Origin of the sequence: Carboxydocella sporoproducens DSM 16521 (assembly GCF_900167165.1) — a bacterium.
Taxonomy (GTDB): Bacteria; Bacillota.
The window spans coordinates 17,351-40,234 of record NZ_FUXM01000015.1 but is presented as its reverse complement, the minus strand read 5'-3'; the positions used below and the strand labels follow the sequence as shown (position 1 = coordinate 40,234).

General features: G+C 51.0%; 24 protein-coding genes, 1 tRNA gene and 2 other annotated features. Of the genes, 10 read left to right on the top strand and 15 right to left on the bottom strand.

All coding sequences use genetic code 11. The features are described 5' to 3' along the window. The first annotated feature begins 12 nt into the window (after window positions 1–12). Genes B5D20_RS07235 through B5D20_RS07225 form a run of 3 tightly spaced genes read left to right on the top strand, consistent with a single transcriptional unit; the run spans window position 13 to window position 2,039 of the window. The gene (locus B5D20_RS07235; RefSeq protein ID WP_078665564.1) at window positions 13–252 is read left to right on the top strand and encodes a sulfurtransferase TusA family protein; all 240 of its coding nucleotides are present in this window, start codon (window positions 13–15) and stop codon (window positions 250–252) included. A gap of 35 nt (window positions 253–287) precedes the next feature. Beyond that, a complete protein-coding gene (locus B5D20_RS07230) occupies window positions 288–1,427 on the top strand; it encodes an NAD(P)/FAD-dependent oxidoreductase (RefSeq protein ID WP_078665563.1) in 1,140 nt (379 codons plus the stop codon). Between the two features lie 15 nt (window positions 1,428–1,442). Then, window positions 1,443–2,039 (top strand): helical membrane plugin domain-containing protein, encoded by a 597-nt coding sequence (locus B5D20_RS07225; RefSeq protein WP_078665562.1) that lies wholly within the window; start codon window positions 1,443–1,445, stop codon window positions 2,037–2,039. 109 nt (window positions 2,040–2,148) lie between these two features. On the opposite strand, the gene hcp is transcribed toward B5D20_RS07225, so the two are convergent. The 5 genes from hcp to aroF form a co-directional block, all read right to left on the bottom strand. Next, window positions 2,149–3,432 carry a hydroxylamine reductase gene (gene hcp / locus B5D20_RS07220; RefSeq protein WP_078665561.1) on the bottom strand — a complete coding sequence of 428 codons (1,284 nt, stop codon included), beginning with the start codon at window positions 3,430–3,432 and terminating at the stop codon, window positions 2,149–2,151. A 114-nt stretch (window positions 3,433–3,546) separates the two neighbouring features. Further along, on the bottom strand, window positions 3,547–3,993 hold the full coding sequence (locus B5D20_RS07215) for a hypothetical protein (protein WP_078665560.1): 447 nt from the start codon (window positions 3,991–3,993) through the stop codon (window positions 3,547–3,549). Window positions 3,994–4,112: 119 nt separating this feature from the next. Continuing rightward, window positions 4,113–6,539 (bottom strand): phenylalanine--tRNA ligase subunit beta, encoded by a 2,427-nt coding sequence (pheT, locus tag B5D20_RS07210; RefSeq protein WP_078665559.1) that lies wholly within the window; start codon window positions 6,537–6,539, stop codon window positions 4,113–4,115. Between the two features lie 17 nt (window positions 6,540–6,556). Beyond that, window positions 6,557–7,558 (bottom strand): phenylalanine--tRNA ligase subunit alpha, encoded by a 1,002-nt coding sequence (gene pheS, locus B5D20_RS07205; RefSeq protein WP_423230534.1) that lies wholly within the window; start codon window positions 7,556–7,558, stop codon window positions 6,557–6,559. Window positions 7,559–7,593: 35 nt separating this feature from the next. After that, complete coding sequence (gene aroF / locus B5D20_RS07200) at window positions 7,594–8,403, bottom strand: 3-deoxy-7-phosphoheptulonate synthase (protein WP_159071927.1); 810 nt, start codon at window positions 8,401–8,403, stop codon at window positions 7,594–7,596. A gap of 49 nt (window positions 8,404–8,452) precedes the next feature. Continuing rightward, window positions 8,453–8,714: a binding site (T-box leader), on the bottom strand. Between the two features lie 165 nt (window positions 8,715–8,879). Here aroF and phnD point away from each other — a divergent pair. From phnD to glgP, 4 genes are all read left to right on the top strand, one after another. Beyond that, window positions 8,880–9,761: a phosphate/phosphite/phosphonate ABC transporter substrate-binding protein gene (gene phnD, locus B5D20_RS07195; protein WP_159071928.1), complete on the top strand. Its 882-nt coding sequence runs from the start codon at window positions 8,880–8,882 to the stop codon at window positions 9,759–9,761. Continuing rightward, on the top strand, window positions 9,758–10,501 hold the full coding sequence (locus tag B5D20_RS07190) for a phosphonate ABC transporter ATP-binding protein (RefSeq protein WP_078665555.1): 744 nt from the start codon (window positions 9,758–9,760) through the stop codon (window positions 10,499–10,501). Before phnD ends, B5D20_RS07190 begins: the two co-directional genes overlap by 4 nt. Next, window positions 10,494–11,342 carry a phosphonate ABC transporter, permease protein PhnE gene (phnE, locus tag B5D20_RS07185; RefSeq protein WP_200803480.1) on the top strand — a complete coding sequence of 283 codons (849 nt, stop codon included), beginning with the start codon at window positions 10,494–10,496 and terminating at the stop codon, window positions 11,340–11,342. The genes B5D20_RS07190 and phnE overlap by 8 nt, the downstream gene beginning before the upstream one ends. A gap of 61 nt (window positions 11,343–11,403) precedes the next feature. Further along, window positions 11,404–13,119 carry an alpha-glucan family phosphorylase gene (gene glgP, locus B5D20_RS07180; RefSeq protein ID WP_423230533.1) on the top strand — a complete coding sequence of 572 codons (1,716 nt, stop codon included), beginning with the start codon at window positions 11,404–11,406 and terminating at the stop codon, window positions 13,117–13,119. A gap of 99 nt (window positions 13,120–13,218) precedes the next feature. On the opposite strand, the gene B5D20_RS07175 is transcribed toward glgP, so the two are convergent. The 10 genes from B5D20_RS07175 to B5D20_RS07130 all read right to left on the bottom strand — a co-directional run bounded on the left by B5D20_RS07175 (window position 13,219) and on the right by B5D20_RS07130 (window position 21,299). Further along, entirely contained in the window at window positions 13,219–14,016 is a 798-nt protein-coding gene (locus tag B5D20_RS07175) for a TrmH family RNA methyltransferase (RefSeq protein ID WP_078665553.1), read from the bottom strand. Between the two features lie 2 nt (window positions 14,017–14,018). After that, complete coding sequence (locus B5D20_RS07170; RefSeq protein WP_078665552.1) at window positions 14,019–14,669, bottom strand: potassium channel family protein; 651 nt, start codon at window positions 14,667–14,669, stop codon at window positions 14,019–14,021. Window positions 14,670–14,684: 15 nt separating this feature from the next. Then, the gene (locus B5D20_RS07165) at window positions 14,685–16,028 is read right to left on the bottom strand and encodes a TrkH family potassium uptake protein (RefSeq protein WP_078665551.1); all 1,344 of its coding nucleotides are present in this window, start codon (window positions 16,026–16,028) and stop codon (window positions 14,685–14,687) included. Window positions 16,029–16,129: 101 nt separating this feature from the next. Further along, entirely contained in the window at window positions 16,130–16,483 is a 354-nt protein-coding gene (rplT, locus tag B5D20_RS07160; RefSeq protein WP_078665550.1) for a 50S ribosomal protein L20, read from the bottom strand. 15 nt (window positions 16,484–16,498) lie between these two features. Then, a complete protein-coding gene (gene rpmI / locus B5D20_RS07155; protein WP_078665549.1) occupies window positions 16,499–16,693 on the bottom strand; it encodes a 50S ribosomal protein L35 in 195 nt (64 codons plus the stop codon). Window positions 16,694–16,709: 16 nt separating this feature from the next. Then, on the bottom strand, window positions 16,710–17,225 hold the full coding sequence (gene infC / locus B5D20_RS07150; protein WP_078665548.1) for a translation initiation factor IF-3: 516 nt from the start codon (window positions 17,223–17,225) through the stop codon (window positions 16,710–16,712). A 186-nt stretch (window positions 17,226–17,411) separates the two neighbouring features. Continuing rightward, the gene (gene thrS / locus B5D20_RS07145) at window positions 17,412–19,331 is read right to left on the bottom strand and encodes a threonine--tRNA ligase (protein WP_078665547.1); all 1,920 of its coding nucleotides are present in this window, start codon (window positions 19,329–19,331) and stop codon (window positions 17,412–17,414) included. A gap of 48 nt (window positions 19,332–19,379) precedes the next feature. Then, window positions 19,380–19,612: a binding site (T-box leader), on the bottom strand. A gap of 18 nt (window positions 19,613–19,630) precedes the next feature. Then, complete coding sequence (locus B5D20_RS07140) at window positions 19,631–20,221, bottom strand: DUF445 domain-containing protein (RefSeq protein WP_078665546.1); 591 nt, start codon at window positions 20,219–20,221, stop codon at window positions 19,631–19,633. Window positions 20,222–20,237: 16 nt separating this feature from the next. Beyond that, window positions 20,238–21,122 carry a putative sporulation protein YtxC gene (gene ytxC / locus B5D20_RS07135; protein WP_159071929.1) on the bottom strand — a complete coding sequence of 295 codons (885 nt, stop codon included), beginning with the start codon at window positions 21,120–21,122 and terminating at the stop codon, window positions 20,238–20,240. A gap of 102 nt (window positions 21,123–21,224) precedes the next feature. After that, window positions 21,225–21,299, bottom strand: a tRNA-Cys gene (locus B5D20_RS07130). Window positions 21,300–21,470: 171 nt separating this feature from the next. Between B5D20_RS07130 and B5D20_RS07125 the strand changes: the two genes are divergently transcribed. The 3 genes from B5D20_RS07125 to B5D20_RS07115 are packed head-to-tail and all read left to right on the top strand — an operon-like array spanning window position 21,471 to window position 22,825. Continuing rightward, a complete protein-coding gene (locus B5D20_RS07125; protein ID WP_078665544.1) occupies window positions 21,471–21,818 on the top strand; it encodes a PadR family transcriptional regulator in 348 nt (115 codons plus the stop codon). Next, a complete protein-coding gene (locus B5D20_RS07120) occupies window positions 21,819–22,298 on the top strand; it encodes a VIT1/CCC1 transporter family protein (RefSeq protein ID WP_078665543.1) in 480 nt (159 codons plus the stop codon). Next, on the top strand, window positions 22,295–22,825 hold the full coding sequence (locus tag B5D20_RS07115; protein ID WP_078665542.1) for a permease: 531 nt from the start codon (window positions 22,295–22,297) through the stop codon (window positions 22,823–22,825). Before B5D20_RS07120 ends, B5D20_RS07115 begins: the two co-directional genes overlap by 4 nt. The last annotated feature ends 59 nt before the right edge of the window (window positions 22,826–22,884 follow it).

The window sequence follows — 22,884 nt, the reverse complement described above, 5'->3', positions numbered from 1 at the left end:
GAGGTTAATAATATGTCTGAAGTACAAATTACAAAAACTATTGATGCTCGTGGTGCATTTTGTCCAGGACCATTGATGGAGTTAGTAAAAACAATTAAAAGAGGTAACGTTGGCGAAGTATACGAATTGTTATCCAGTGACAGTGGTTCGGCTAAAGATGTTCCGGAATGGGTTAGCAAGATGGGACATGAGCTTGTTTACAGTAAGCAAGACGGGAATTTTTGGCGTATAGCTGTTAAAAAATTGAAGTAATTTATTTTTTATTTTCGCACAGGGAGGTGAACCTGATGGCCAAACGCATTATCGTTTTAGGGAGTGGCGTGGCTGGTAGCATGGTGGCCAACCGCTTGGCAAAATCCATGCAAAAGGAAATATATAGTGGCGAAGTAGAAGTGTTGGTTATTGGGAACAAAAAACAGCACCTTTATCAACCTGGTTTTTTATTTATGTCCTTTAACGAAGGCACATTAGAGCAATTTTCCAGGGAACAAAAACATCTTTTACATCCAAAGGTTAAGTTTATACTTGAAGAAGCAACAAAAATTGATACAGCCAACAACACTGTAACCACTACTAAGCAATCCTATAATTATGATTTTCTGGTGATTGCAACGGGGTCGTACCCGGATTTCAATTCAGTTCCCGGGCTGGCTGAGGCTTCACATAATTTCTATACGCCTGAAGGTGCTGCGAAGTTACGTGATGAACTCTTCAAATTTAAAGGTGGTACAATCTTAATGACCATAGATGTTCCACACAAGTGTCCTGTTGCTCCGCTTGAGTGGATTTTTATGGCAGATGAACTGTTCAGAGATTTAGGAATTCGCGATAAAGTAACACTTAAGTATACTTATCCTATTGGCCGTATTCATTCTCTGGAACCTGTTGCCGAATGGGCAGAGGCGGAATTTGAAAAACGCGGCATCGAGTATGAAGTTTTCTTTAATCTTGAAGAAGTTGATCCAAACAAAAAACTGGCATACAACATGGACGGAACCGCGCATCCTTATGATTTGCTTATCTCCGTACCGGCGCATGTCGGAGCAAAAGTGGTTAGGGATTCCAATATTGGAGATGAAGACGGATTTATTCCCACTGACCGTTACAGTTTAAAAATGATTGGTCAAGACAATGTTTATGTTTTAGGTGATGCAACCAATCTTCCAGTAAGTAAAGCTGGTTCTACTGCCCATTATCAGGCGGATGTAGTTGTTAAAAATATTATTAGCCAGATAAAAGGACTCCCTGCTTCTCATCGTTACAGCGGTAAAGCGTTTTGCTTTATTGAGTCAGGTTTGAATGAGGCAACCTATATTTGGTTTGATTATAAGACACCACCTCAACCTATGCCATCTTCTGAAATGTTGCACTGGTTTAAGCTTGCTTACAATGAATTGTACTGGTTATCCGTTCGTGGGATCATGTAAAGGGGGTGGTGAACCATGTCCCAACCCGCACAAAATGTTGTACACACCGTTCAAAATGACTCTGAAGCAGCAGGAAAAACCAATCAGCTGTTAGGCCTTATCAATGCCGCCATTGATTCAATGGATGCTTCGGTAGTGCAAAACCTGGTCAGTACCGTGGTTCAAATCGGTGAAGTTGCCGATGAATTAAATACGCCGGAAATGATTGAGCTTTTGCGAGAGGTTCAAAAGGCCGGTAAAAACCTCCAGTCTTTAATTGCTGAAGTAAATAAACTGCAGGAATCAGGCGCATTTGATGTTTTAATTGAACTAGTAGGAATAGTAAAATCTGTAAAAGATTCTTCTACAGCAGGGGTTGTTACTGATATTCTGAAACAAGTAGTGGAATTAGTTTCGATGCTGGACCAAGTACTGGCTTTAGGTGGCGGCAAGCTTTTACTGGGTATGATAAATTCTTTGAATGAAGCCATAGAAGAAAACAAAAACAAACAACCCAAAAGCATGTTTGCTATAATACGGCAGTTGAATTCAGATCCTGATATCAAGAAGAGTGTGAATGTGCTGGTTTCATTCCTGAAAAAGTTTTCAGCTCATTTGAATCTGGAAAGGTAAGATAAAAATAAAACGTGTAATTGACCTTACCATAATTTTGCGGACCCTTATAACAGACAAAATACTAAAAACCCCCACCGGTCCAGTAAACCGATGGGGGTTTTCCTGCTTAGCCAAGAATCGCTTTCAGGTCTTCTTCCGGAGTTGTGATCAGCTGCAGGTTGTAGTTTTCCTGCAAGACCTTGAATACATTCGGAGTCACAAAAGCCGGAGGAGTAGGACCTAAGCGCATATTCTTGATACCCAGGTAGAGCAGGGTGGTCAGGATAGCAACGGCCTTCTGTTCAAACCAGGACAGCACCAGGCTCAGAGGCAGGTCGTTGACTCCGCAGTTAAAGGCATTGGCCAGGGCCAGAGCGATCTGGATCGCAGAGTAGGCGTTATTGCACTGGCCGATATCGATCAGGCGGGGAATACCATCGATATCCCCCAGATCCAGGTGGTTGAAGCGATATTTACCACAGGCCAGGGTGAGGATAACGGTGTCCTTAGGAGCCTTTTCCACGAATTCAGTGTAGTAGTTACGTCCCGGCCTGGCACCATCGCAGCCGCCTACCAGGAAGAAGTGCTTGATTTTGCCTGCTTTCACCGCTTCAATGATCTTATCGGCCAGGCTCAGTACCGGCACATGATGGAAGCCGGTGGAAAGAGTGCCTTTAGGCGCTTCCGGCAAGGGCGGCAGGGATTTGGCTTTTTCAATTACCTGAGAGAAATCCCGGTTCTGAATATGGGGTACACCGGGCAGCTTCGCTACACCACAGGTGAAAATCCGGTCTTTATAGGCTTCAGCTGGCAATAGCACACAGTTGGTGGTTACCAGGATAGCGCCAGGGAACTCGGACCATTCTTTTTTCTGGTTCTGCCAGGCAGTGCCCCAGTTGCCCACCAGGTGGGGGAATTTCTTCAGTTCCGGATAAGCATGGGCCGGCAGCATTTCACCATGGGTATAGATATTGATCCCGGTGCCTTCAGTTTGCTTCAACAGCTCATACAGATCCAGCAGGTCATGGCCGGTGACCAGGATACCAGGGCCAGGCTTGCTGCCGGTTTCAACAGTGGTAGGTACGGGAGTACCAAACCGTTCGGTATTGGCCTTATCCAGCAGCTCCATAGCCTTCAGGTTAATACGACCAGCTTCCAGTACCATTTCGATATGATGGTTCAGGTCAAAGTCCACGTTGGTAAGAGTAGTGAACATTGCTTTTTCCATAAAAGCATCAATTTCTTCATCGACATAACCTAATTCCCGGGCATGATAGGCATAGGCAGCAATTCCTTTGAGGGCAAAGACCAGCAGGTCCTGCAGAGCCGCAATATCTTCGTTCTTGCCACAGACCCCTACAGTGGTGCAGCCTTTGCCGCCAGCGGTTTGTTCACACTGGTAACAGAACATGTTTCCATCATCCTCCTCTTATCTTTTCTTGTAGTGGTAAGCTCTGGCTAAATTGTAACACAGTCCAAATAAAAAAAGTGTGACCGTAGCCACACTTTGAAATGTTTTTTCGCACTAGATGTTTTTACTGATATTATCGATCACAGCATCCAGGAGATCTGCATCATCGATAATTCGCGGCCGGGCGATATTTGGATCCTTCAACTCGCCACCTTCCTGGCGTAGCAGCTGGCGCGCCTCTTCTGCTTTGCCCTCTTCTACCTCCACAATTACCTTGCAGTTAACATCAGCTATTTCCTCGAACCGCCCATAACCACTGGCCATGGGGCTGGCCGCTGCCAGGGGAGATTTGCTCATATCCACCGCATGAGCGGCAGAGCGCAAAGTCAGGCCAGCCAGACTGGGTGCTCCCTCAGCACCGGCCAGATTGGTGTCCACATTTAGGTCTTCATTGTAATGGTCATTGATATCCATATAAACTTTGTTAAAGCCAGCAGCTTTCAAGCGGGCTACCGTTTCACTGGCCCGTTTGAGATTGCCAAAATAGGCCTCAATTTGCATACACACCCCTCCAGCATTGCTGTTTAATGATAGTGTGGCCGGAGGGGTGTAGAAAGATACTAAAGGGAAATTTTTCCCTCGGTCATTATATCTGCCCCCCATCGCGGAACAAAATCCGCCTAGCGCAGCTTGCCACCAAACTCCGCAGCTACAGCAGTCAGGATCCGCTCCTGCCGGGCATTTACTTCTTCATCGGTCAAGGTACGGTCAGCCGCCTGGTAATAGAGGCTGAGAGCCATGCTCTTCCATCCCGCCGGCACCTGGGTCCCCTGGTAGACATCGAAGATTTCCACCCGCTCCAGGATTTCATCGCCCTGTTCCCGCACTACCCGCAACAGTTCTTGCGCCGGGGTTTCCACCGGTACCAGCAGGGCCAAATCCCGGGCAATGCCGGGGAAGCGGGCCAGGGGCTGGTATTGTTTCACTCCACCTGCAACAGCAAAGAGATTTTCCAGATACATTTCGCCAGCTACAATCTCCCCGCTCAATTCATAGTTTTCAACCACATCAGGGTGAAGCTGCCCGATCAAGGCCAGTTCCCGGCCGCCAGCTACTGCCCGAGCCGTACGGCCCGGATGGAAGGTGGGCAGGAACTCCACCGGCTGCCAGCGTACATCAGTAATACCTAGCAGTTGAAATAATCCCTCGGCAATGCCTTTGGCCCAGTAGAAATCATAGGGCTGGCCTGCCCCCAGCCAGCTGCGAGGGCTGCTGCCCAGGCCCAGGAAGGCCAGCTCCAGGCTTTCCCGTGGCAATTCCCCTTCTCCCCGGGGCAGGAAAACATGACCCTGTTCAAAAATGGCCATTTCCCTGAGCCGCCGGTTATAATTGCGTCGCGCTGTCTCCAGCAGGCCCGGCAGGAGAGTGGTCCGCATTTGTGATGCTTCCTCACTGAGAGGATTCTGGATTACTACCGCCCGGGCCAGGGGACTGCCCTGGGGCAGGTTCAACTTCTCCAGCTGGCCGGGATTGGCAAAGCTGAGATTGATCACTTCCGTCAGGCCCGCTCCGACCAGATAGTCCCGCACCCGGGCCGCCAGGGCCTGTTCCCGCTTCAAGCGTCCCTGGGTGGTAGCCATTACCGGCAAATCAGTAGGAATGCGGTCGTAGCCATAGAGCCGGGCTACTTCCTCAATCAGATCAGCTTCAATGCTCAGGTCCTGGCGCCGGCTGGGAACTGTTACTACCAGTACGCCCGGTTCCGCTTCGTTCACGGTCAAACCCAGGCGTTCCAGCAGCTCAGCAATTTCTGCAGAGGTCAGCTGCAGCCCCAGATAGGAATTAACCCGCTGGGTTTTCAGCCTGATCACCGGTGCCTGCCACTTTTCCACCTGTACATCAACCATACCGGCTGCCACTTGCCCACCAGCCAGCCGTTCCAGCAAATGGGCCGCCCGCCGGGCAGCTAATGGTGCCAGCTCAGGATCCAGTCCCTTTTCAAAGCGCAGGGATGCTTCTGACCTCAGCCCCAGTTTGCGGGAGGTCCGGCGCACAGTGGCTCCGGCAAACCAGGCCGATTCCAGCAGAATATGGCTGGTAGCCGCTGTTACCTCAGTATCCAGTCCACCCATGACCCCGGCCAGAGCCACGGCCCGCTGGCTGTCGGCAATGACCAGGTCATCATTGCTCAGCGTCCGCTCTTGCCCGTCCAAAGTGGTCAGCTCTTCGCCCTCTGCTGCCCGCCGCACCACAATCCGCTGTCCCTGCAAGGTATCATAATCGAAAGCATGCAGGGGTTGGCCTAGTTCCAGCATGACATAGTTGGTAATATCCACCACATTGTTGATGGGACGTACTCCCGCTGCTTGCAAACGATTTTGCAGCCATAGGGGTGAAGGCCCCAGCTTGACTTCCCGAATAACCGTTGCTGTGTAGCGTTTACATAGATCAGCAGCAACGATATCCACCTGGACCTGTTCCGCTGCCCCCGGCTGGTATTCCCGGTAATCCAGGGCCGGCAGGCGCACTTCCCGGCCCAGTAAAGCCGCCACCTCATAGGCTACTCCCAGCATGGACAGGCAATCCGACCGGTTGGGGGTGAGTTCCAGCTCCAGAACCACATCATTTAAGCCCAGAATTTCCTTGATATCTGCTCCCAGGGGGATGTCCGGAGGCAGAATCAGGATCCCGTCCTGTTGTCCTTCCGGCAGCAATCGTTTTTCAATCCCCAGTTCTTCTCCGGAACAGAGCATGCCATTGGACTCTATCCCTCTGAGTTTGCCCCGCTTGATTTTGATATCCCCCGGAAGCCGCGCTCCCACCAGGGCCACGGGCACCACATCCCCGGCCTGGACATTGGCAGCCCCAGTCACGATTTGCAACCACTCAGCTTCCCCGACATTGACCTGGCAAATCCGCAGCTTATCGGCATTGGGATGGGCTTCAATCTTTTCCACCCGGCCCACGACTACCTTTTCGATCCCTTCCCCCCGGTAGTGCAGGTTCTCCACTGCTACCCCGGAACGGGTCATTTTTTCTGCCAGTTCCTCGGGGGTAATCCCCGTCAAATCCACATATTCCTGTAACCAGTTAAAGGAAACACGCACTCTCTCTTCCCTCCAGTCTAAAATTGTTGCAGGAAACGCAAGTCATTATCAAAGAGCAGGCGCAGGTCATCGATACCGTATTTCAGCATGGCAATCCGCTCTACCCCCATTCCAAAGGCAAAGCCAGTCACTTCCTCGGGATTATAGCCGGACATGGCCAGTACATTGGGGTGAACCATCCCGGCCCCTAAAATCTCCAGCCACCCTGTCCCTTTGCAAACCCGGCAGCCCGCACCGCCGCACATCATACAGGAAATATCCACCTCGGCACTGGGTTCCGTAAAGGGAAAGAAACTGGGGCGGAGGCGGATTTCCCGCTCCGGTCCGAACATTTGCCGGGCGAACAGTAGCAGCGTACCCTTGAGATGGGCAAAAGAAATATCGCGATCTATCACCAGCCCCTCCACCTGGTGGAACATGGGAGAATGGGTAGCATCATCATCGCGTCGATAGACTTTGCCCGGAGCGATAATTTTCACTGGCACCTGGGGCCGCATAGCCTCCATGGTACGTACCTGTACCGGTGAGGTGTGGGTGCGCAGCAAGATCTCTCCGGTAACATAGAAGGAATCCTGCATATCCCGGGCCGGGTGGTCCTTGGGCAGATTGAGTGCCTCGAAATTGTAGTAGTCATATTCTATCTCCGGGCCCTCCGCCACGGCAAAGCCCATACCCATGAAGATTTCCTGGATTTCCTCCAGCACCTGGGTGAGAGGATGCTTATGGCCTCTTAATACCGGGCGGCCGGGTAAAGTAACATCAATTTTTTCCCGGGCCAGCCTTTCCTGTTTGGCTTTTTCCTTCAGCTCAGCGGTTTTGCTTTCCAGAGCTGACTCCAATCGCTCCCTTACCGTATTGGCCAGCTGGCCGATGACCGGCCGCTCTTCCGGGCTTAGTGTTCCCATGCCGCGCAGGATTTGAGTCAGTTCCCCTTTCTTGCCCAGATATTTTACCCGTATTTCATTTAAGGCGTTCAGGTCCTGAACCCCGCTGATTTCCTGCAGGGCCGTCTGTTCCATTTGCTCCAGTTGTTGCTGCACAGTCGCTTTCCTCCTTATGCCAAACTTTTTCCAACCGCCCTCGCCACAGGCTCCAGTTCCTGTAAGAGGCGGGCAAATTGCTCGAAATTGAGGGATTGTTGCCCATCACACAAAGCCTGGTCAGGCTCCGGATGCACTTCAATCAAAAGCCCATCAGCACCACAGGCTACCGCTCCCCGGGCCAGCGGCCCCACCAGCCGTCTTTGCCCGCTGGCATGGCTGGGGTCCACCACTACCGGAAAACCCACTTCCTGTTTGAGCCAGGCTACCGCCCCCAGGTCCAGGGTATTGCGGGTAGCCGGTTCAAAGGTGCGAATCCCCCGTTCACAGAGAATAATCTGATCATTGCCTTCCGCCAGAATGTATTCGGCTGCCGCTAACCATTCCTGCAGGGTGGCCGCCAGGCCCCGCTTCAGGAGTACCGGTTTACCCAGGCGACCGACTTTGCGCAAAAGGCTGAAATTCTGCATATTGCGAGAACCGATCTGGATGATATCCAGCACTTCTGCTCCCGCCCGCAGGGAATCCTCATCGATTACTTCCGAAACCAGCAAAAGTCCGTATTTCGCTTTTACTTCAGCCAGTAATTCCAGGCCAGCTTCCCCCAGGCCCTGAAACCCCCTGGGACTGGTACGGGGTTTAAAAGCACCCCCGCGCATGACTTTTATTCCTAATTTTTGCAGCGCTTCAGCACAGGCCAGAACCTGTTGACGGCTTTCCACGGCGCAAGGACCGGCCATGGGTACCACCTGGCTGCCGCCAAAAAAGATCTCACCCACCTTCACCGGTTTAGGATTGGGGTTTTTCAATACCTGCATTTCCATCCCATGACCCTCCTTTTGCTTTAGAAATAAAATAAGCTTCGTCCCAAAATAATGGGACGAAGCCTGTGCTCCGCGGTACCACCCAGTTTCCGGCTGATAGCCGGCACTCATTAAGCATACGGGACCGTAAGTCCGATATGCCCCCCGGGATAACGGTCAGGGTGACCGGCCGCACCTACTGGCCGAAATGGCGTTCAGCTGGCTGCTCAGGAGGGAACTTCGCTACGGCTAACCTGGCAGGGCTTCCAGTCGCCGACCCCGCCTCCCTGGGAGGTATGACCCGTGCTACTTTTCTCCGTCATCGCTTTTTATTACTTTGTTTGCTAAGTATTATATACAGTTTATGCGGTCAATGTCAATGTTATAAGCAAAATTTATCACCAGCTCAATCTGATAAAAAACTTTAATTGGACGAAAAAAAGTAATTTATGCTATAGTAACCATGAAACAAGATTAGCTTGAAGGAGATGAGGGTTGTGATCAGAAAAGCACTCACCCTGTTGATCATACTGGTGGCCTTGCTGTCCGCAGCTTGCAGCCAGCAAACAGCCACTACCAGTGAGAAGAAAGAGCAGCCCAAGGTATTACGGGTCGGCCTCATACCCAACCAGGCCCCGGAGAAAATTAAAGCCAAATATGAGCCTTTCCGCAAATATCTCGAGGAAAAGCTGGGCATGCCGGTAGAGCTGTTTGTTGCCACCAACTATGCCGGTGTAGTAGAAGCAATGGCTGCAGATAAACTGGATATGGCCTATTTCGGCGGTCTCACCTATGTACAGGCCAAACAAAAAGCGAAAATTCATCCTATCGTCACGGAGATTGACAGTGAAACCAAAACTACCAAATACTACAGCCTGATTATTACCCCGGCCAATAGCCCTATTAAAACCCTGCAGGATTTGAAAGGCAAAACCTTCGCCTTCGGGGATATTAACTCCACCTCCGGTTCCCTGTATCCACGGATTATGCTCGACCGGGCCTGGCTGAAGGTACCGGATGATTTCGCCAATATCATCTATACCGGCAAACATGATGCCACTGCTCTGGCTGTTCAGAATGGCAAAGTGGATGCCGGTGGCCTGGAGGGCCGAATTTTGAACAAGCTAATTGAAGATGGCAAAATCGACAAAAACAAAATCCGCATTCTGGCCAAATCTGACCCCATTGAAGGGTATCCCTGGTGTGTCCAGGACAGCATGGACCCTCAGCTGGAAGCAAAAATAGTGGACGCTTTTCTCAGCATCAAAGATCCGGAGTTGCTCAAGCTTTTACGGGCTGAAGGCTTTGCCAGGGTTAAAGCCGAAGACTACGCCTATGTAGAACAGGAAGCCAGACGACTGGGGTTGTTAAAACAATGAAGCCGATCATACAGGTAGAGAATGTCAGTAAGGTCTATGGCAATGGTACCAAGGCCCTCAAAGAAGTGTCTTTTTCAATCAAGGCGGGAGAACGGGTGGGAATTCTCGGGGCCAGCGGCTCAGGGAAAACCACCCTTTTCCGCCTTTTAAACGGCTCGCTTTTACCCACTTCCGGCAGGGTCTCGGTGCTGGGTCAGGACCTGGCAGAACTCAGCCACCGCCAGCTGCGCCAGCTCCGCACCCGCATCTCCCTGGTCTATCAAAACTATAATCTGATTCCGGGACTCAGTGTTGCCCACAATGTCTATATGGGCCGCCTGGGCAGTATCTCTCCCTGGCAGGTTATGCGCTCCCTCGGCTGGCTAACCGTTCGGGAACGGGAGGAGATCCAGGCAGTACTGGCCAGTGTCGGCCTGGCCAATAAACTGGAAGTGAAGGCCAGTGAACTTTCCGGAGGTCAGCAGCAACGGGTAGCTATTGCCCGTACCATCCTGGCCCGGCCGGAGATCATCCTGGCCGACGAGCCCATTGCCTCGGTGGATGTCCATACCGCCCATCTCCTGCTCAATATCTTTAAGGAACTGAATGAAAAACAGGGAATAACTTTAGTGTGCAATTTACACCAGGTGGATTTTGCTCTAACTTACTGTCAACGTTTACTGGTGCTACAGAAGGGGCAACTGATCTATGATGGCCCACCGGAGGCTTTCCCCGGACCGGGGAGGTGGGCTGATGCTTAAGCGAATGATCCGCCATCTGACTCTGATCCTCTTTCTGCTGCTGCTGGTCAGCTGGAGTTTCAGCTATACTAAATTCCAGCCCGCTGCTTTCCGGGAAGCCGGTAACCTGAAGAACATGCAGGCCTTTCTGCTGGGCCTCTGGCCCCCGGATTTCAGCCCGGAATTTCTCAGAACTGTGGGCAAACTTCTGCTGGAAACCCTGGCTATTTCCACTGCCGGTACCGCCCTGGCAATCATGGGAGCCATTCCCCTGACTATCCTGGCTACCCCGCCCCGGGGTGAAGAGCTCTCCCGGGTCGCGCAGGGAACCCTGCCCTGGCTGCTGCGCTGGGAATTGTATTATCTCAGCCGCTCGCTTTTGAATCTCTGCCGGGCCGTCCCCGAGCTGCTCTGGGCCCTGATTTTTATCACAGCTGTCGGTCTGGGCCCTTTTCCCGGGGTGCTGGCCCTGGCCACCCACAGTCTGGGCATTCTGGGCAAGCTCTATGCCGAAATTCTTGAGGCGACTGACCAGCGGCTGGTGGATACTGTTCGGGCTACCGGCGCCTCTGAGCTGGCGGTGCTGCTTTATGCCCGCATTCCTGTGAATCTGCCGGTACTGCTCTCCTATACCCTCTTTCGCTGGGAATGCAACATGCGAGCTGCTACCGTCCTGGGTTTTGTGGGAGCCGGCGGGATCGGTACCCAGCTAACCCTCAGCATGCAGTTGTTTGCCTATCACGAAGTAGCTACTCTGGTGCTGATTATTCTCCTCCTGGTTCTGGGGCTGGATTTACTGGGACAATTTATCCGCAACAGCCTGCTAAACCAGCCAATCACCTGCAAAGACGAACTGGAATAGAATAATGTTTTTCGCCTCTAGAAAAACTAATGCTGATCAAGGAGACAGGAGGCGAGAAACTTTGCAGTACCAGCAACAAAAAACCCTGCCCAGGGTAGCATATTTTTGTATGGAATATGGTCTTCACCCCCAGCTCCCTATTTATGCCGGTGGACTGGGAATTTTAGCCGGTGATTATCTCAAGGCGGCCCGGGACATGGGCTTGCCGGTAGTAGGTATCGGTATCCTCTGGGCTCAGGATTATACTGAACAATACATCGGGGCCGATGGTCGTCCCTATGATGTTTTCCCGACTTATGACTACAGTTTCCTGCAGGACACAGGTGTAACGGTTACCGTGAATGTGCGGGGCGAGGAAGTGGTTTGCCGCATCAAAAAAGTGGACCAGTATGGCAATGCTCCCCTATACCTGCTGGACACCAACTATCCCGGCAGCCGTCACGGCTGGATTACCTCCAAACTCTACGGCGGCAGCAACCAGGACCGGGTGGCCCAGGAAATTGTGCTGGGTATCGGCGGAGTGCGGGCTCTGAGGGCCCTGGGCATAGAAGTGGATATTTATCATTTCAATGAAGGCCACGCCGTTTTTGCCGGGCTGGAACTGGTCCGGGAAAAAATGGCCCAGGGCCTCTCTTTTCAGGAAGCCTGGCGGGCCGCCCGGCGGCAGATAGTGTTTACCACCCATACTCCGGTGCCGGCAGGCAATGAAATCCATGATCACGGCCTGTTACAATATATGGGGGCATATAATGGCCTGACTTATGAGCAAATGAAAATGATTGGTGGCGATCCCTTCGGGATGACGGTAGCCGGTTTGCGGCTCTCCTGTATTGCTAACGGAGTCTCCCGTATCCACGGGGAAGTAGCCCGCCGGATGTGGAAGGAGGTAAGCAATTCTGCCCCCATCATTTCCGTCACCAATGGAGTACATGATCGCACCTGGCAGGATCCGGCCATCTGGGATGCCTATCAGAAGGGACAAAGTCTCTGGCCGGCCCACCAGGCAGCCAAACAGCGCTTAATCGATTTCATCCGCCAGCGTACCGGTACGCCTTTAAATCCCAGTGCCCTGCTGGTAGGATTTGCCCGGCGGGCTGCCCCGTATAAACGCTCGGACCTGATTTTTCGCAATACTTCCCTGATCGAGCCCCTGCTGCTGAACGGCAAATTGCAGCTGGTCTTTTCCGGTAAAGCTCATCCTGCTGATGAACATGGCAAAAATATTATCGCCGACCTGGTCAAAATGGACCGCCGCTTTGGCGATGCCGTCGTCTTCCTGGAAAACTACAACATGGAAGTGGCCAAATACCTGGTTCAGGGCTGTGATGTCTGGCTCAATAACCCCAGGCGGCCCTTAGAAGCCAGCGGTACTTCGGGCATGAAGGCTGCCATGAATGGAGTGCTGAACCTGAGTGTCGTGGATGGCTGGGTAGCCGAAGGTCCCCAGCATGGTATCAGCGGCTGGCTGCTGGACCATGTAATTGAGAAAAATGCCGCCCACTGGGATCAGGACGCCGAGGATCTGAAGGCCCTCTATCATATTCTGGTCAATGAAGTAATCCCCACCTACTATGAAGACAAGGACCGCTGGGGCCGGATGATGCGGGCCAGTATCGAAATGTCCCGGGAAAAATTCTCCGCCCATCGTATGATCCGGGAATATTATGAACAGCTCTACAGCAAAGGTGGGCGTGACCCTGAACGACGCACCTTTATCCATATCACTTCCGAAGGTATGGATGTTTTTCAGTCTGTGCTGCCGGAAGCCGCCCATTAAAAAAGAGCCCATCTCCGGGCTCTTTTTTACAGTCCTTTACCTTTTTCCCTGGCTATGCACAGCATTTCACCCACCGAGACCCGACAGGCAAACCCCCGCCTAAACGGCGGAGTTCTGACGAATGGTTTCATACATCAGGATACCGGCAGCCACAGCCACATTCAGGGATTCGGCCCCTCCCGGCATGGGAATGGTTACCCGCTCCCGGGCCAGAGCCAGCAATTCAGGACTCAACCCCCGGCCTTCATTGCCCAGCAAAAGCAAGCGGGGCTGTCGCCAGTCTAACCGGTAATAGGGCACTGCTCCTTCCAGGGCAGTAGCTGTTACCCACCAGCCCAGTTCTGCTGCTGCCCGAACAGCGGCCAGGCTGTCGGTCAACTCCCGGCAGGGCAGGTGAAAGATGGCGCCCATGGTGGCCCGTACCGTTTTAGGATTATACAGATCGCAGCTATCCGGGGTGGTCCAAACCTCCCTGATACCGGCGGCAAAGGCAGTGCGAATGATGGTCCCCAGATTACCTGGATCCTGAATCCCATCCAGCACCAGTATTATTCCCCGCCCAGGCCGGGGGAGGGCAAAATCCTGCTGCCGTACCGGCACCACCGCCACCAGACCCTGCGGCGTCTCAGTGGCGCTGAGTTTGGCCAGCACCCCTTCACTAACCTCCTGGCAAGGAATGGCTCGTTCCTTTAACTGCCGAAACAGGGCCTGTCCCCGCTCTTTACCAATCCCGGCAGCTGTATAATAAACTTTAGTAACCGGATAATCGGCTTTCAGGACTTCTTCCAGCAAGCGCACTCCTTCCACCAGAAAAGCTTGCTGTTCGCGGCGCCCTCTGGCTGTCAGCAGGCGAGCCCGCTCCTTGATTTCCGGATTGGCTGTGGAGGTAATTATCACTTTTAGCCCTCCATCCGCAGTTTTTTCAGGGATTTGTTATCTCCGATCACTACCAGGATATCATTATTCATAATCATGGTCTGACCGCCGGGAGCGACGATGATTTCCTCCCCGCGCTTAATAGCCATGATGTTAACTTTGTACTTGTTACGAATATTGGACTGCGCCAGTGTCTTCCCCACCAGGTCATCGGGGGCAATGATTTCCAGGATACTGTAATCCCGGGAAAGTTCAATATGATCCAGCACATTGCAGGAAACCAGGTTTTGCGCTACCCTGACGGCCATATCCCGTTCCGGATATACCACCTGGTCAGCTCCTACCCTGGCCAGCACCTTGCCATGCAGTTCATTCTGGGCTTTGGCGATTACTTTTTTTACTCCCATTTCTTTCAGCATGACAGTAACCAGAATGCTGGCCTGCACATCGGCCCCGATCGCCACGATAACCTTGTCGAAGTTGGTCAGGCCCAGTTCCCGCAAGACAGCTTCATCCAGTACGTCCGCTTCCACAGCATGGGTAACAAAATCGCGGATTTCCTGCACCCGGTCTTCATCCTTGTCCACCGCCAGTACCTCATGCCCCATAGTCGTCAGTGTCTTAGCCATTGCGGTGCCGAAACGCCCCAAACCAATAACGGCAAATTGTTGCATTTTGCCTGCCTCCTTTTAACCCACCAGAATCTTCTCTTCTGGATGTCTGATCAGATTCGGCTTTTCCATCTGGGCCAGAGCCATAAACATGGTCAGGGGCCCCAGCCGCCCGATAAACATAGTCATGGTGATCAGCAGTTTCCCGGCCAGAGATAGTTTAGGAGTAAGCCCCAGGGTTAACCCCACAGTGCCGAAAGCAGACACTGTCTCAAACAGGACAGTAAGATAATCCGCTTCCTCTGTGACGGTCAGAATCATGCTGACCAAACTGACTACACCAATGGCCAGGGCAGTGATGGCCATGGCCCGGTAGATTATTTCCTGGCCCAAACGGCGTTCAAACACTTCCACTTCCGTTTTGCCCCTTACCACAGACCAGACTGCCGCAGCCAGGGCTCCGAAGGTAGTGGTCTTGATCCCGCCCCCGGTCGACCCCGGGGAAGCCCCGATAAACATCAGCATAATCAGGATGATAACCGTAGTCGGACGGATATGGGCCAGATCCAGGGTATTAAAACCGGCAGTACGCGGGGTAACTGCCTGAAAGAGACTGGCCAGAATTTTGGTATCCCAGGCCAGGGGCCGCAAAGTAAAGGGGTTACTGAATTCCAGAAAATATACGGCAACCGCACCAATGATCACCAGAGCCGAAGATATAGCAAAAACCATTTTACTGTGCAGGGACAACTGTTTCCATTTCCGGTGTTTCCCCCGGTGAATTTCAGCAATAACAGCAAAGCCCAAACCGCCCAGGGTAATCAGAGCCATCACCGTCAGATTGAGGCCCCAGTTACCCACTTCACTGGTAAGACTGGAAAAATTGCCGAACAGGTCAAACCCGGCATTGCAAAATGCGCTTATACCATGAAAGATGCCATACCAGAGAGCTTGTCCCCAGCCCAGGCGCTCATGCAGAAAATACGCAATCAAAAGGGCACCTGTGCCTTCAATGATAATTGTGGTAACCAGCACATACCGGGCCAGCTTGACCATCCCCTGTAATGACCACTGGTTCAGAGATTCCCTGATCAGGATCCGTTCCTTTAACCCAATTTTCCGCCCCAGCAAAACAAAGATGTAGGCGGTCATGGTCATAAAGCCCAGTCCCCCTATTTGAATGAGGCTGAGCAACACAATCTGCCCAAACAGGGTAAAGGTGGTGGCTGTATCCACCACTACCAGTCCAGTTACGCAAACGGCTGAAGTGGCTTCAAACAGGGCATCCACAAAAGCTAAGCCCTGCCCGTTTTTAGTGGCAATGGGTAAGGTAAGCAGGAAAGCACCCAGCAAAATAACAGTTGCAAAACCAATTACCAGTACCCTGGCCGGAGCTGTCAGCCAGGTCCAAATCCTTCGCATAAAATGCGCCTCCCCGGTTTTTTCAGGGTTTTTCGTCAAAGATGTAAAGGGCATGGCAATGCCATACCCTTTTCTATTCTTACCCGGTATTCAGCTTGCAATTACAGGCTGGCCTTGGCTTTTTCCACCAGCTGGCTGAAAGCCTGCATATCATTGACAGCCAGGTCGGCCAGCATCTTCCGGTTGATTTCGATACCGGCCTTTTTCAGGCCATTGATCAAGCGGCTATAGGAGATGCCATTCATCCGGGCAGCAGCATTGATCCGGGCAATCCACAGTTTGCGGAATTCGCCCTTGCGATCCTTCCGGTCCCGGTAGGCATACATCAGGGACTTCATCACCTGCTGGTTAGCCATGCGGAATTTCTTGGACTTAGCACCCCAGTAGCCTTTGGCCAGTTTCAAAATCTTTTTATGTCTTCTCCGTGTTACGGTACCACCTTTAACGCGCGGCATTGACCTTTACCTCCTTTAGTAGGGCAACAAGACCCGCAGTTTTCTTTCATTGGTTTTGTCAACTACTGTAGCAGTGCGCAAACGGCGCTTGCGAGCCGGAGCTTTCTTCTCCAGAATATGGCTGTGGAAAGCTCTTCTTCTTTTGAACTTTCCAGTTCCGGTTTTCTTGAAACGTTTAGCTGCACCGCGGTGGGTTTTCATCTTCGGCATAGCAGGATCCTCCTCCCTAGTCGTGTTGTTTTGGTGCAAGAATCATTATCATATTCCTGCCTTCCACTTTGGGGGCCCGTTCCACAACGGCATAGTCCCGGACATAGTCGGCCAGCCGTTCCAGCAGCTGTTGGCCCAGCTCGGGGTGAGTGATTTCCCGGCCCCGGAACATGATGGTGGCCTTGACTTTGTCGCCATCCTTCAGAAAGCGCAGGACATGATTGGCTTTAACTTCAAAATCATGCTGCTCAATACTGGGACGCAGCTTAATTTCCTTAACACTGATCACTTTCTGTTTTTTCCGGGCTTCCTTTTCCCGTTTAGACTGCTCATAACGGTATTTGCCGTAATCCATAATCCGGCACACCGGCGGTTTGGCAGTAGGAGCCACCTCCACCAGGTCGAGATTACGCTCGGCCGCAATGCGCAGGGCATCCTTGATAGGCATGATGCCCAGCTGTTCCCCGTTTTCATCCACTACGCGGACTTCCTTGACCCGGATCTCCTCATTGATACGCAATTCCTTGCTAATAATCAGTCACCTCCTGCTGAAATTACAAAAAGGCGGATGGATATCCATCCGCCTGAAAGTCCTCACTCTACGGCCAAGCCGTAATGTTCGACCCTATCAACCTCAGTGACCCGCTGTCCTGAGGTGAGAAGCGGATGGCTTCTGCTTGGTTGTCTCACTCAGCATAGTATAACATCCAGACCGGGATTAGTCAAGAGCTTTTTCCCGAATTTCCAGCAAGACCCTTTCCTGCAGTTCTTCCGGAGTCATGCTGCCCAGATCTCCCTGGCCCCGACGCCGTACGGCAACGGTACCAGCTTCCACTTCCCTGTCCCCCAGTACCAGCATATAGGGGACTTTCTCCAGCTGGGCCTCCCGGATTTTGTAGCCAATCTTTTCATTGCGGTCATCCAGCTCTACCCGGATGCCAGCCCCCTGCAGCTGCTGATACAGTTTCACGGCGTAATCCCGGGCCCGGTCGGTTACAGTCAACAGCTTAACCTGAACCGGTGCCAGCCACACCGGGAAAGCCCCGGCAAAATGTTCGGTCAGAATGCCAATAAAACGCTCGATAGAGCCAAAGACCACCCGGTGAATCATTACCGGCCTGTGTTTTTGCCCATCTTCACCCACATAGGTCAGGTCAAATTTCTCCGGCATCTGGAAGTCCAGCTGAATGGTACCGCACTGCCAGGTCCGGCCCAGGCAATCCTTGAGGTGGAAGTCAATTTTAGGTCCGTAAAAGGCGCCATCCCCTTCATTGACCTTGTATTCCATCCCTCTGGCCTCCAGCGCCTCCCGCAGGGCACTGGTAGCCAGCTCCCAGATCTCATCTGACCCCATGGAGTCCTCCGGTCGGGTGGACAATTCCACTTTGTATTCGAAGCCGAAAGTGGAGTAAAATTTGTCGATTAACTCGATTACTCCCAGAATTTCGTCCTTAATCTGCTCTGGCAACATGAAGATATGGGCATCATCCTGGGTAAAACAGCGCACCCGCATCAAGCCATGTAATACCCCCGATTTTTCATGGCGATGGACCAGCCCCATTTCCCCATAGCGCAAGGGCAAATCCCGATAGGAATGGAGCTGGGACCGGTAGACCAGAATAGCTCCAGGACAGTTCATCGGTTTGACAGCATAATCTTCGTCATCGATTTTAGTAAAATACATATTTTCTTTGTAGTGGGCCCAGTGGCCAGAACGCTCCCAGAGCTGCCGGTTCAGGATGATAGGAGTACGGATTTCCTGATAACCCGCCTTGCGATGCTCTTCCCGCCAGAAACTCTCCAGTTCATTGCGAATTATCATCCCTTTGGGGAAGAAGAAAGGAAAACCAGGGCCTTCATCCATAATATCAAACAGCTTCAATTCCTGGCCGATTTTGCGATGATCCCGGCGTTTGGCCTCTTCCAGCCGGAACAGATACTGTTCCAGGTCTTCCTTTTTGAAAAAGGCAGTAGCATAAAGGCGCTGCAGCATCTTGTTCTTTTCACTGCCCCGCCAGTAGGCTCCGGCAATGCTCATGATCTTGAAAGCCTTGATCCGGCCACTGGAGGGCAAATGGGGCCCGGCACAGAGGTCAACAAAATCCCCCACCTGGTAAATGCTGATCACCGCATCTTCCGGCAGGTCATTGATGATCTCCACCTTGTAGATTTCTCCCCGTTTCCCGAACAGGGCCAGCGCCTCCTCCCGGCTGATTTCCTTACGGATAAAGGGCAAATCCTCTTTGACCAATCGGGCCATTTCCGCCTCGATAGCGGCAAAATCCTCGGGAGTAAAGGTATGGGGGCTGTCAAAGTCATAGTAAAAACCATCGGCAATGGCCGGACCAATCCCAAATTTAGTACCAGGGTAAAGTTTCTGCACGGCAGCCGCCATAATATGAGCGGCACTATGGCGCAGGATTTCCAGCGCTTCCGGGCTCTCAGCTGTGATAATCTCCAGCGCCCCCGAACCAGGTAAAGGCTGATGCAAATCGATAATCCTGTCATTCATTTTCCCCGCCAGAGCGGCTTTGGCCAAACCCCGGCCGATACTGGCCGCTACCTCTGCTACTGTAGTTCCCTGCGGATACTCTCGCACTGAGCCATCTTTCAAAGTAATCTCTAACTGTTCAGCCATTGATTAAACCCCCTTTTTCTGCAAACCAAAAATAAAAAGCTTTCATCCCTATGGGACGAAAGCTCTGCTTCCGCGGTTCCACCCAAATTGTTTTGCCAGCTGGCAAAACCTCTCCATCCCGATAACGGCGGGCGCCGTCCGTCACTACTCACCAACCGGTTTTGGCAACGGCACTCCGGGGTGGTTTCATCTGCTCCTCTCCTTAGCAGGGCTTGCAGCCGGTGACCCCGCCTCTCTGGAAGGAGGTAAGAGAGACTACTTGTCCCCATCCTCGCTTTCACTTGATTATACATTATATCCTAAATAAACAGAATCTGCAAGAGCCCGATAAAAAATCCCAGCACTCCGCCCAGCACTTCAATATGCCGCAATTCCTGGGCGGCAATCTTCAGGATCAGCTGTTCCAGCTGGTCCAGGTCCAGGGCCAGCACTTTCTCCTCCACCAGCCGGGCCAGCTCCAGGTCCTGCACCACCTGGCCCTCCAGCTTGTCCAGGGTTTTGCCCAGTAAGGCCGGTATCTCTTTATCCACCAGCTCACCGATTAACTCCACCGCCACTGTCCGCATGGCTAAAGGCAAAAAGGAAGGCAATTTTTCCAGCGCCCTCTTTTTCACCCCCTGATTGATCGCCTGCAAAACCGAAGGTTTCAATATAACCTGACGCAATTCCTCCGCCAGTTTCTCCGCTGTCAGCAGCTCTTCCGCCACAATCTGGCCGATCACCCGGGCCAGTTCCGCCTGACGCTTGGGGATCAGTCCCTGCAGAGTAAAATTGATCAGGGGAAAATGCCAGGCCCGCCGTGGTCGGAATAACATGCGCACTGCAATGTAGTTAGTAGCATATCCGATCAGAGCCCCAATCAGGGGCAAAACTACCCATTTCGGTAACAAGCCAAGCCCTCCTCGTTTAATGGACCAGACAGCGATGGCAGCCTGAGCACTCCTGCAAGCGGGTGCCGAAAATCTCCTTCAGCATCCCCCTGGTTTTGAGCCGGTTGGCCGGGGTTTTGTGGATAATTAGCCGTTCGGGAGCCAGTGTAATCAAGGCACTAACCAGGATGTCATCCAGGTTTATTTCACTGGGCGGCTGGTATTGCAACCAGTCATCCACGAAATCCTCCGCCAGGGCCCCTCCCTCCCTGTCTTCCAGGCGGAACTGGCGGTCGAGGGGAAAAAAAATATGGACTTCCGGGGTGCGCGGTTCCTGGATGTCGACAAAGTAGCGCAACAGGCGGATGAACTCCTGGTACTCCCGATCCAAAAGAAAGGCATCAACGGCATTTTCCACTGCCTGTTCCAGTTCCTGCAAATATTCCTGTAAACGAAAACGCAAAAAGCCATCTACTACCAGTTCTTGATTGGTAGCCAGATAATCCAGCACTTTGGCGGTAATCCGGTTCTTACGTAACAGCTTGCGCACCACCAGCTGCTCCTGTCCTTCCCCATTCAGTTCCCGCCAGGCCAGGGCAAAGATGCGATGCTGTTCTTCCGGGGCAAAGTAATAGTAGTTGCTGTGAATATAGCCCCAGAGCAAATCCTCTTCCCAGCGGTCCACAATCAGGTCGGCCACGGCCCCGGCCACAAAATGGCGGATGATCTGGCGAATTTCCTTGTCGGCATAACCTAACTGGCCAGTATCGTGGACCGATAAACCCAGGAAGGTATATTCTCCGGATGTAAATTCATTCAGGGCAAAGCGAAAGCCTTCTTCTTTCAGCCGGTCAAACTGCTGTAACAGGTGTTTTTTCAACAGGTTGGTATCACTGGCTGAGCCAATGGCATAAGGTTCCACGGTCGGCCACCTCCTTATGGATAGTGTCCGACGGGAAAGGTCCCCTTATGCAGAAAAGCTGAGTTTCGTAAATCTTACGAAAACTCAGCTTCAGCAGTCAGATGGAGGCGGCGGTCGGAATCGAACCGACGCATCTCGGTTTTGCAGACCGCTGCGTTACCACTTCGCCACGCCGCCGGATTGCATGTTCTATGTTACACAAAAAGCGGGGTTTTGTCAATAGTTAATTTGGTGATTGCGTAAAAGGAATGTCTCCATCTTTTTATATAATTATTGACACATATATATTGATAACATTATAATGTTAATAACATATATATGCATTTAATATCGAAAGGGTGAAATGCAATGTCAAATGGTAAATGTGGTCGTCATGTACCTGCATTCGTTTTATTGTTGTTAGCAGAAGAACCAGCCTATGGTTCAATGCTTTTAAATAAGATGAACGAAAGACTACCTTATAACAATATTGATGGTGCGGCCTTGTATAGAGCTTTAAAAGACCTTTTAAAAATGAATGCAGTTACTGCCTATTGGGATACAACAGAACCAGGCCCTCCAAAGAAATGGTACAAAATAACTCCTCTGGGATTAGAAAAACTAGCAGAATACAACGAAGATATTCAGCAAAGAATTAAAAATTTACAGTTTTTTTTATCCCACTATAAAAAAATGTTTGTTCAGGAGGAAAAATAAATGGATAATTTTATTCTTTATATAGCTTCTATAGGTTTACTTTTTTCGTTTATTAAAGATAAAAAGAAAACAAGACAAGCCTTAATTAAGGCAAAAAATTCTTTTTTAAATTTATTACCTGAAGTATTGTCTATTATGTTTTTTGTAGGAATATCCTTATCCATCATCAATCCTCCTACTGTTTCTAAAATCATTGGTAAACAGTCAGGAATACTAGGTGTTATCATTGCTTTGTCTATAGGCTCCATTACATTAATTCCAAGCTTTATCGCCTTTCCCCTTGGGGCTACTTTATTAAGCAATGGTGCCGGTTACACTCAAGTTGCTGCCTTTGTATCAACCCTTATGGCGGTAGGAATTGCAACCCTTCCTGCCGAGATCAAATATTTTAATAAACCTACTGCAATACTGAGAAACGGGTTAGCCCTTATCATATGTATACTCTTTACTTTTTTGATAAGTCAGGTGATGAATAAATGATTATAGTCAAAAAATACAAATGGGCCATCTTTTTATTTATTATTACAATTGCTATTTATTTTTATGATAAACCTACAGGAACAAAGGCCTTTAGCATTTTTCTTTCAAACATAATAACCATGCTCAAAATACTTCCTCCTACCTTTGTCCTCGTTGGACTATTAGATGTATGGACACCAAAAGAAACTATGATAAAATACATGGGACAGCATTCAGGAATAAAAGGAATAGCCGTTGCATTTTTCTTAGGCACAGCAGCTGCTGGACCCTTATATGCAGCCTTCCCTATTGCTGCCCTTTTATTAAAAAAAGGCGCTCGTCTAGCTTATGTATTATTTTTTTTAGGAGTATGGTCAAGCACAAAACTCCCTATTGTACTTTTTGAAATTGCCTCTTTAGGCTACAAGTTCACTTTCCTACACATTGGCATAAGCCTCCCTGCTTATTTAGTTTCTTCATTCTTTATAGAGAAGATACTCTCTTCTAATTCTAAAAACGAAATTTATAGAAAAGCAGTTACTCTTTAAATAGATTATGACGAGGTAATTAAAAAAGCCAGGCCTGACCGGTTTACCGGCAAGGCCTG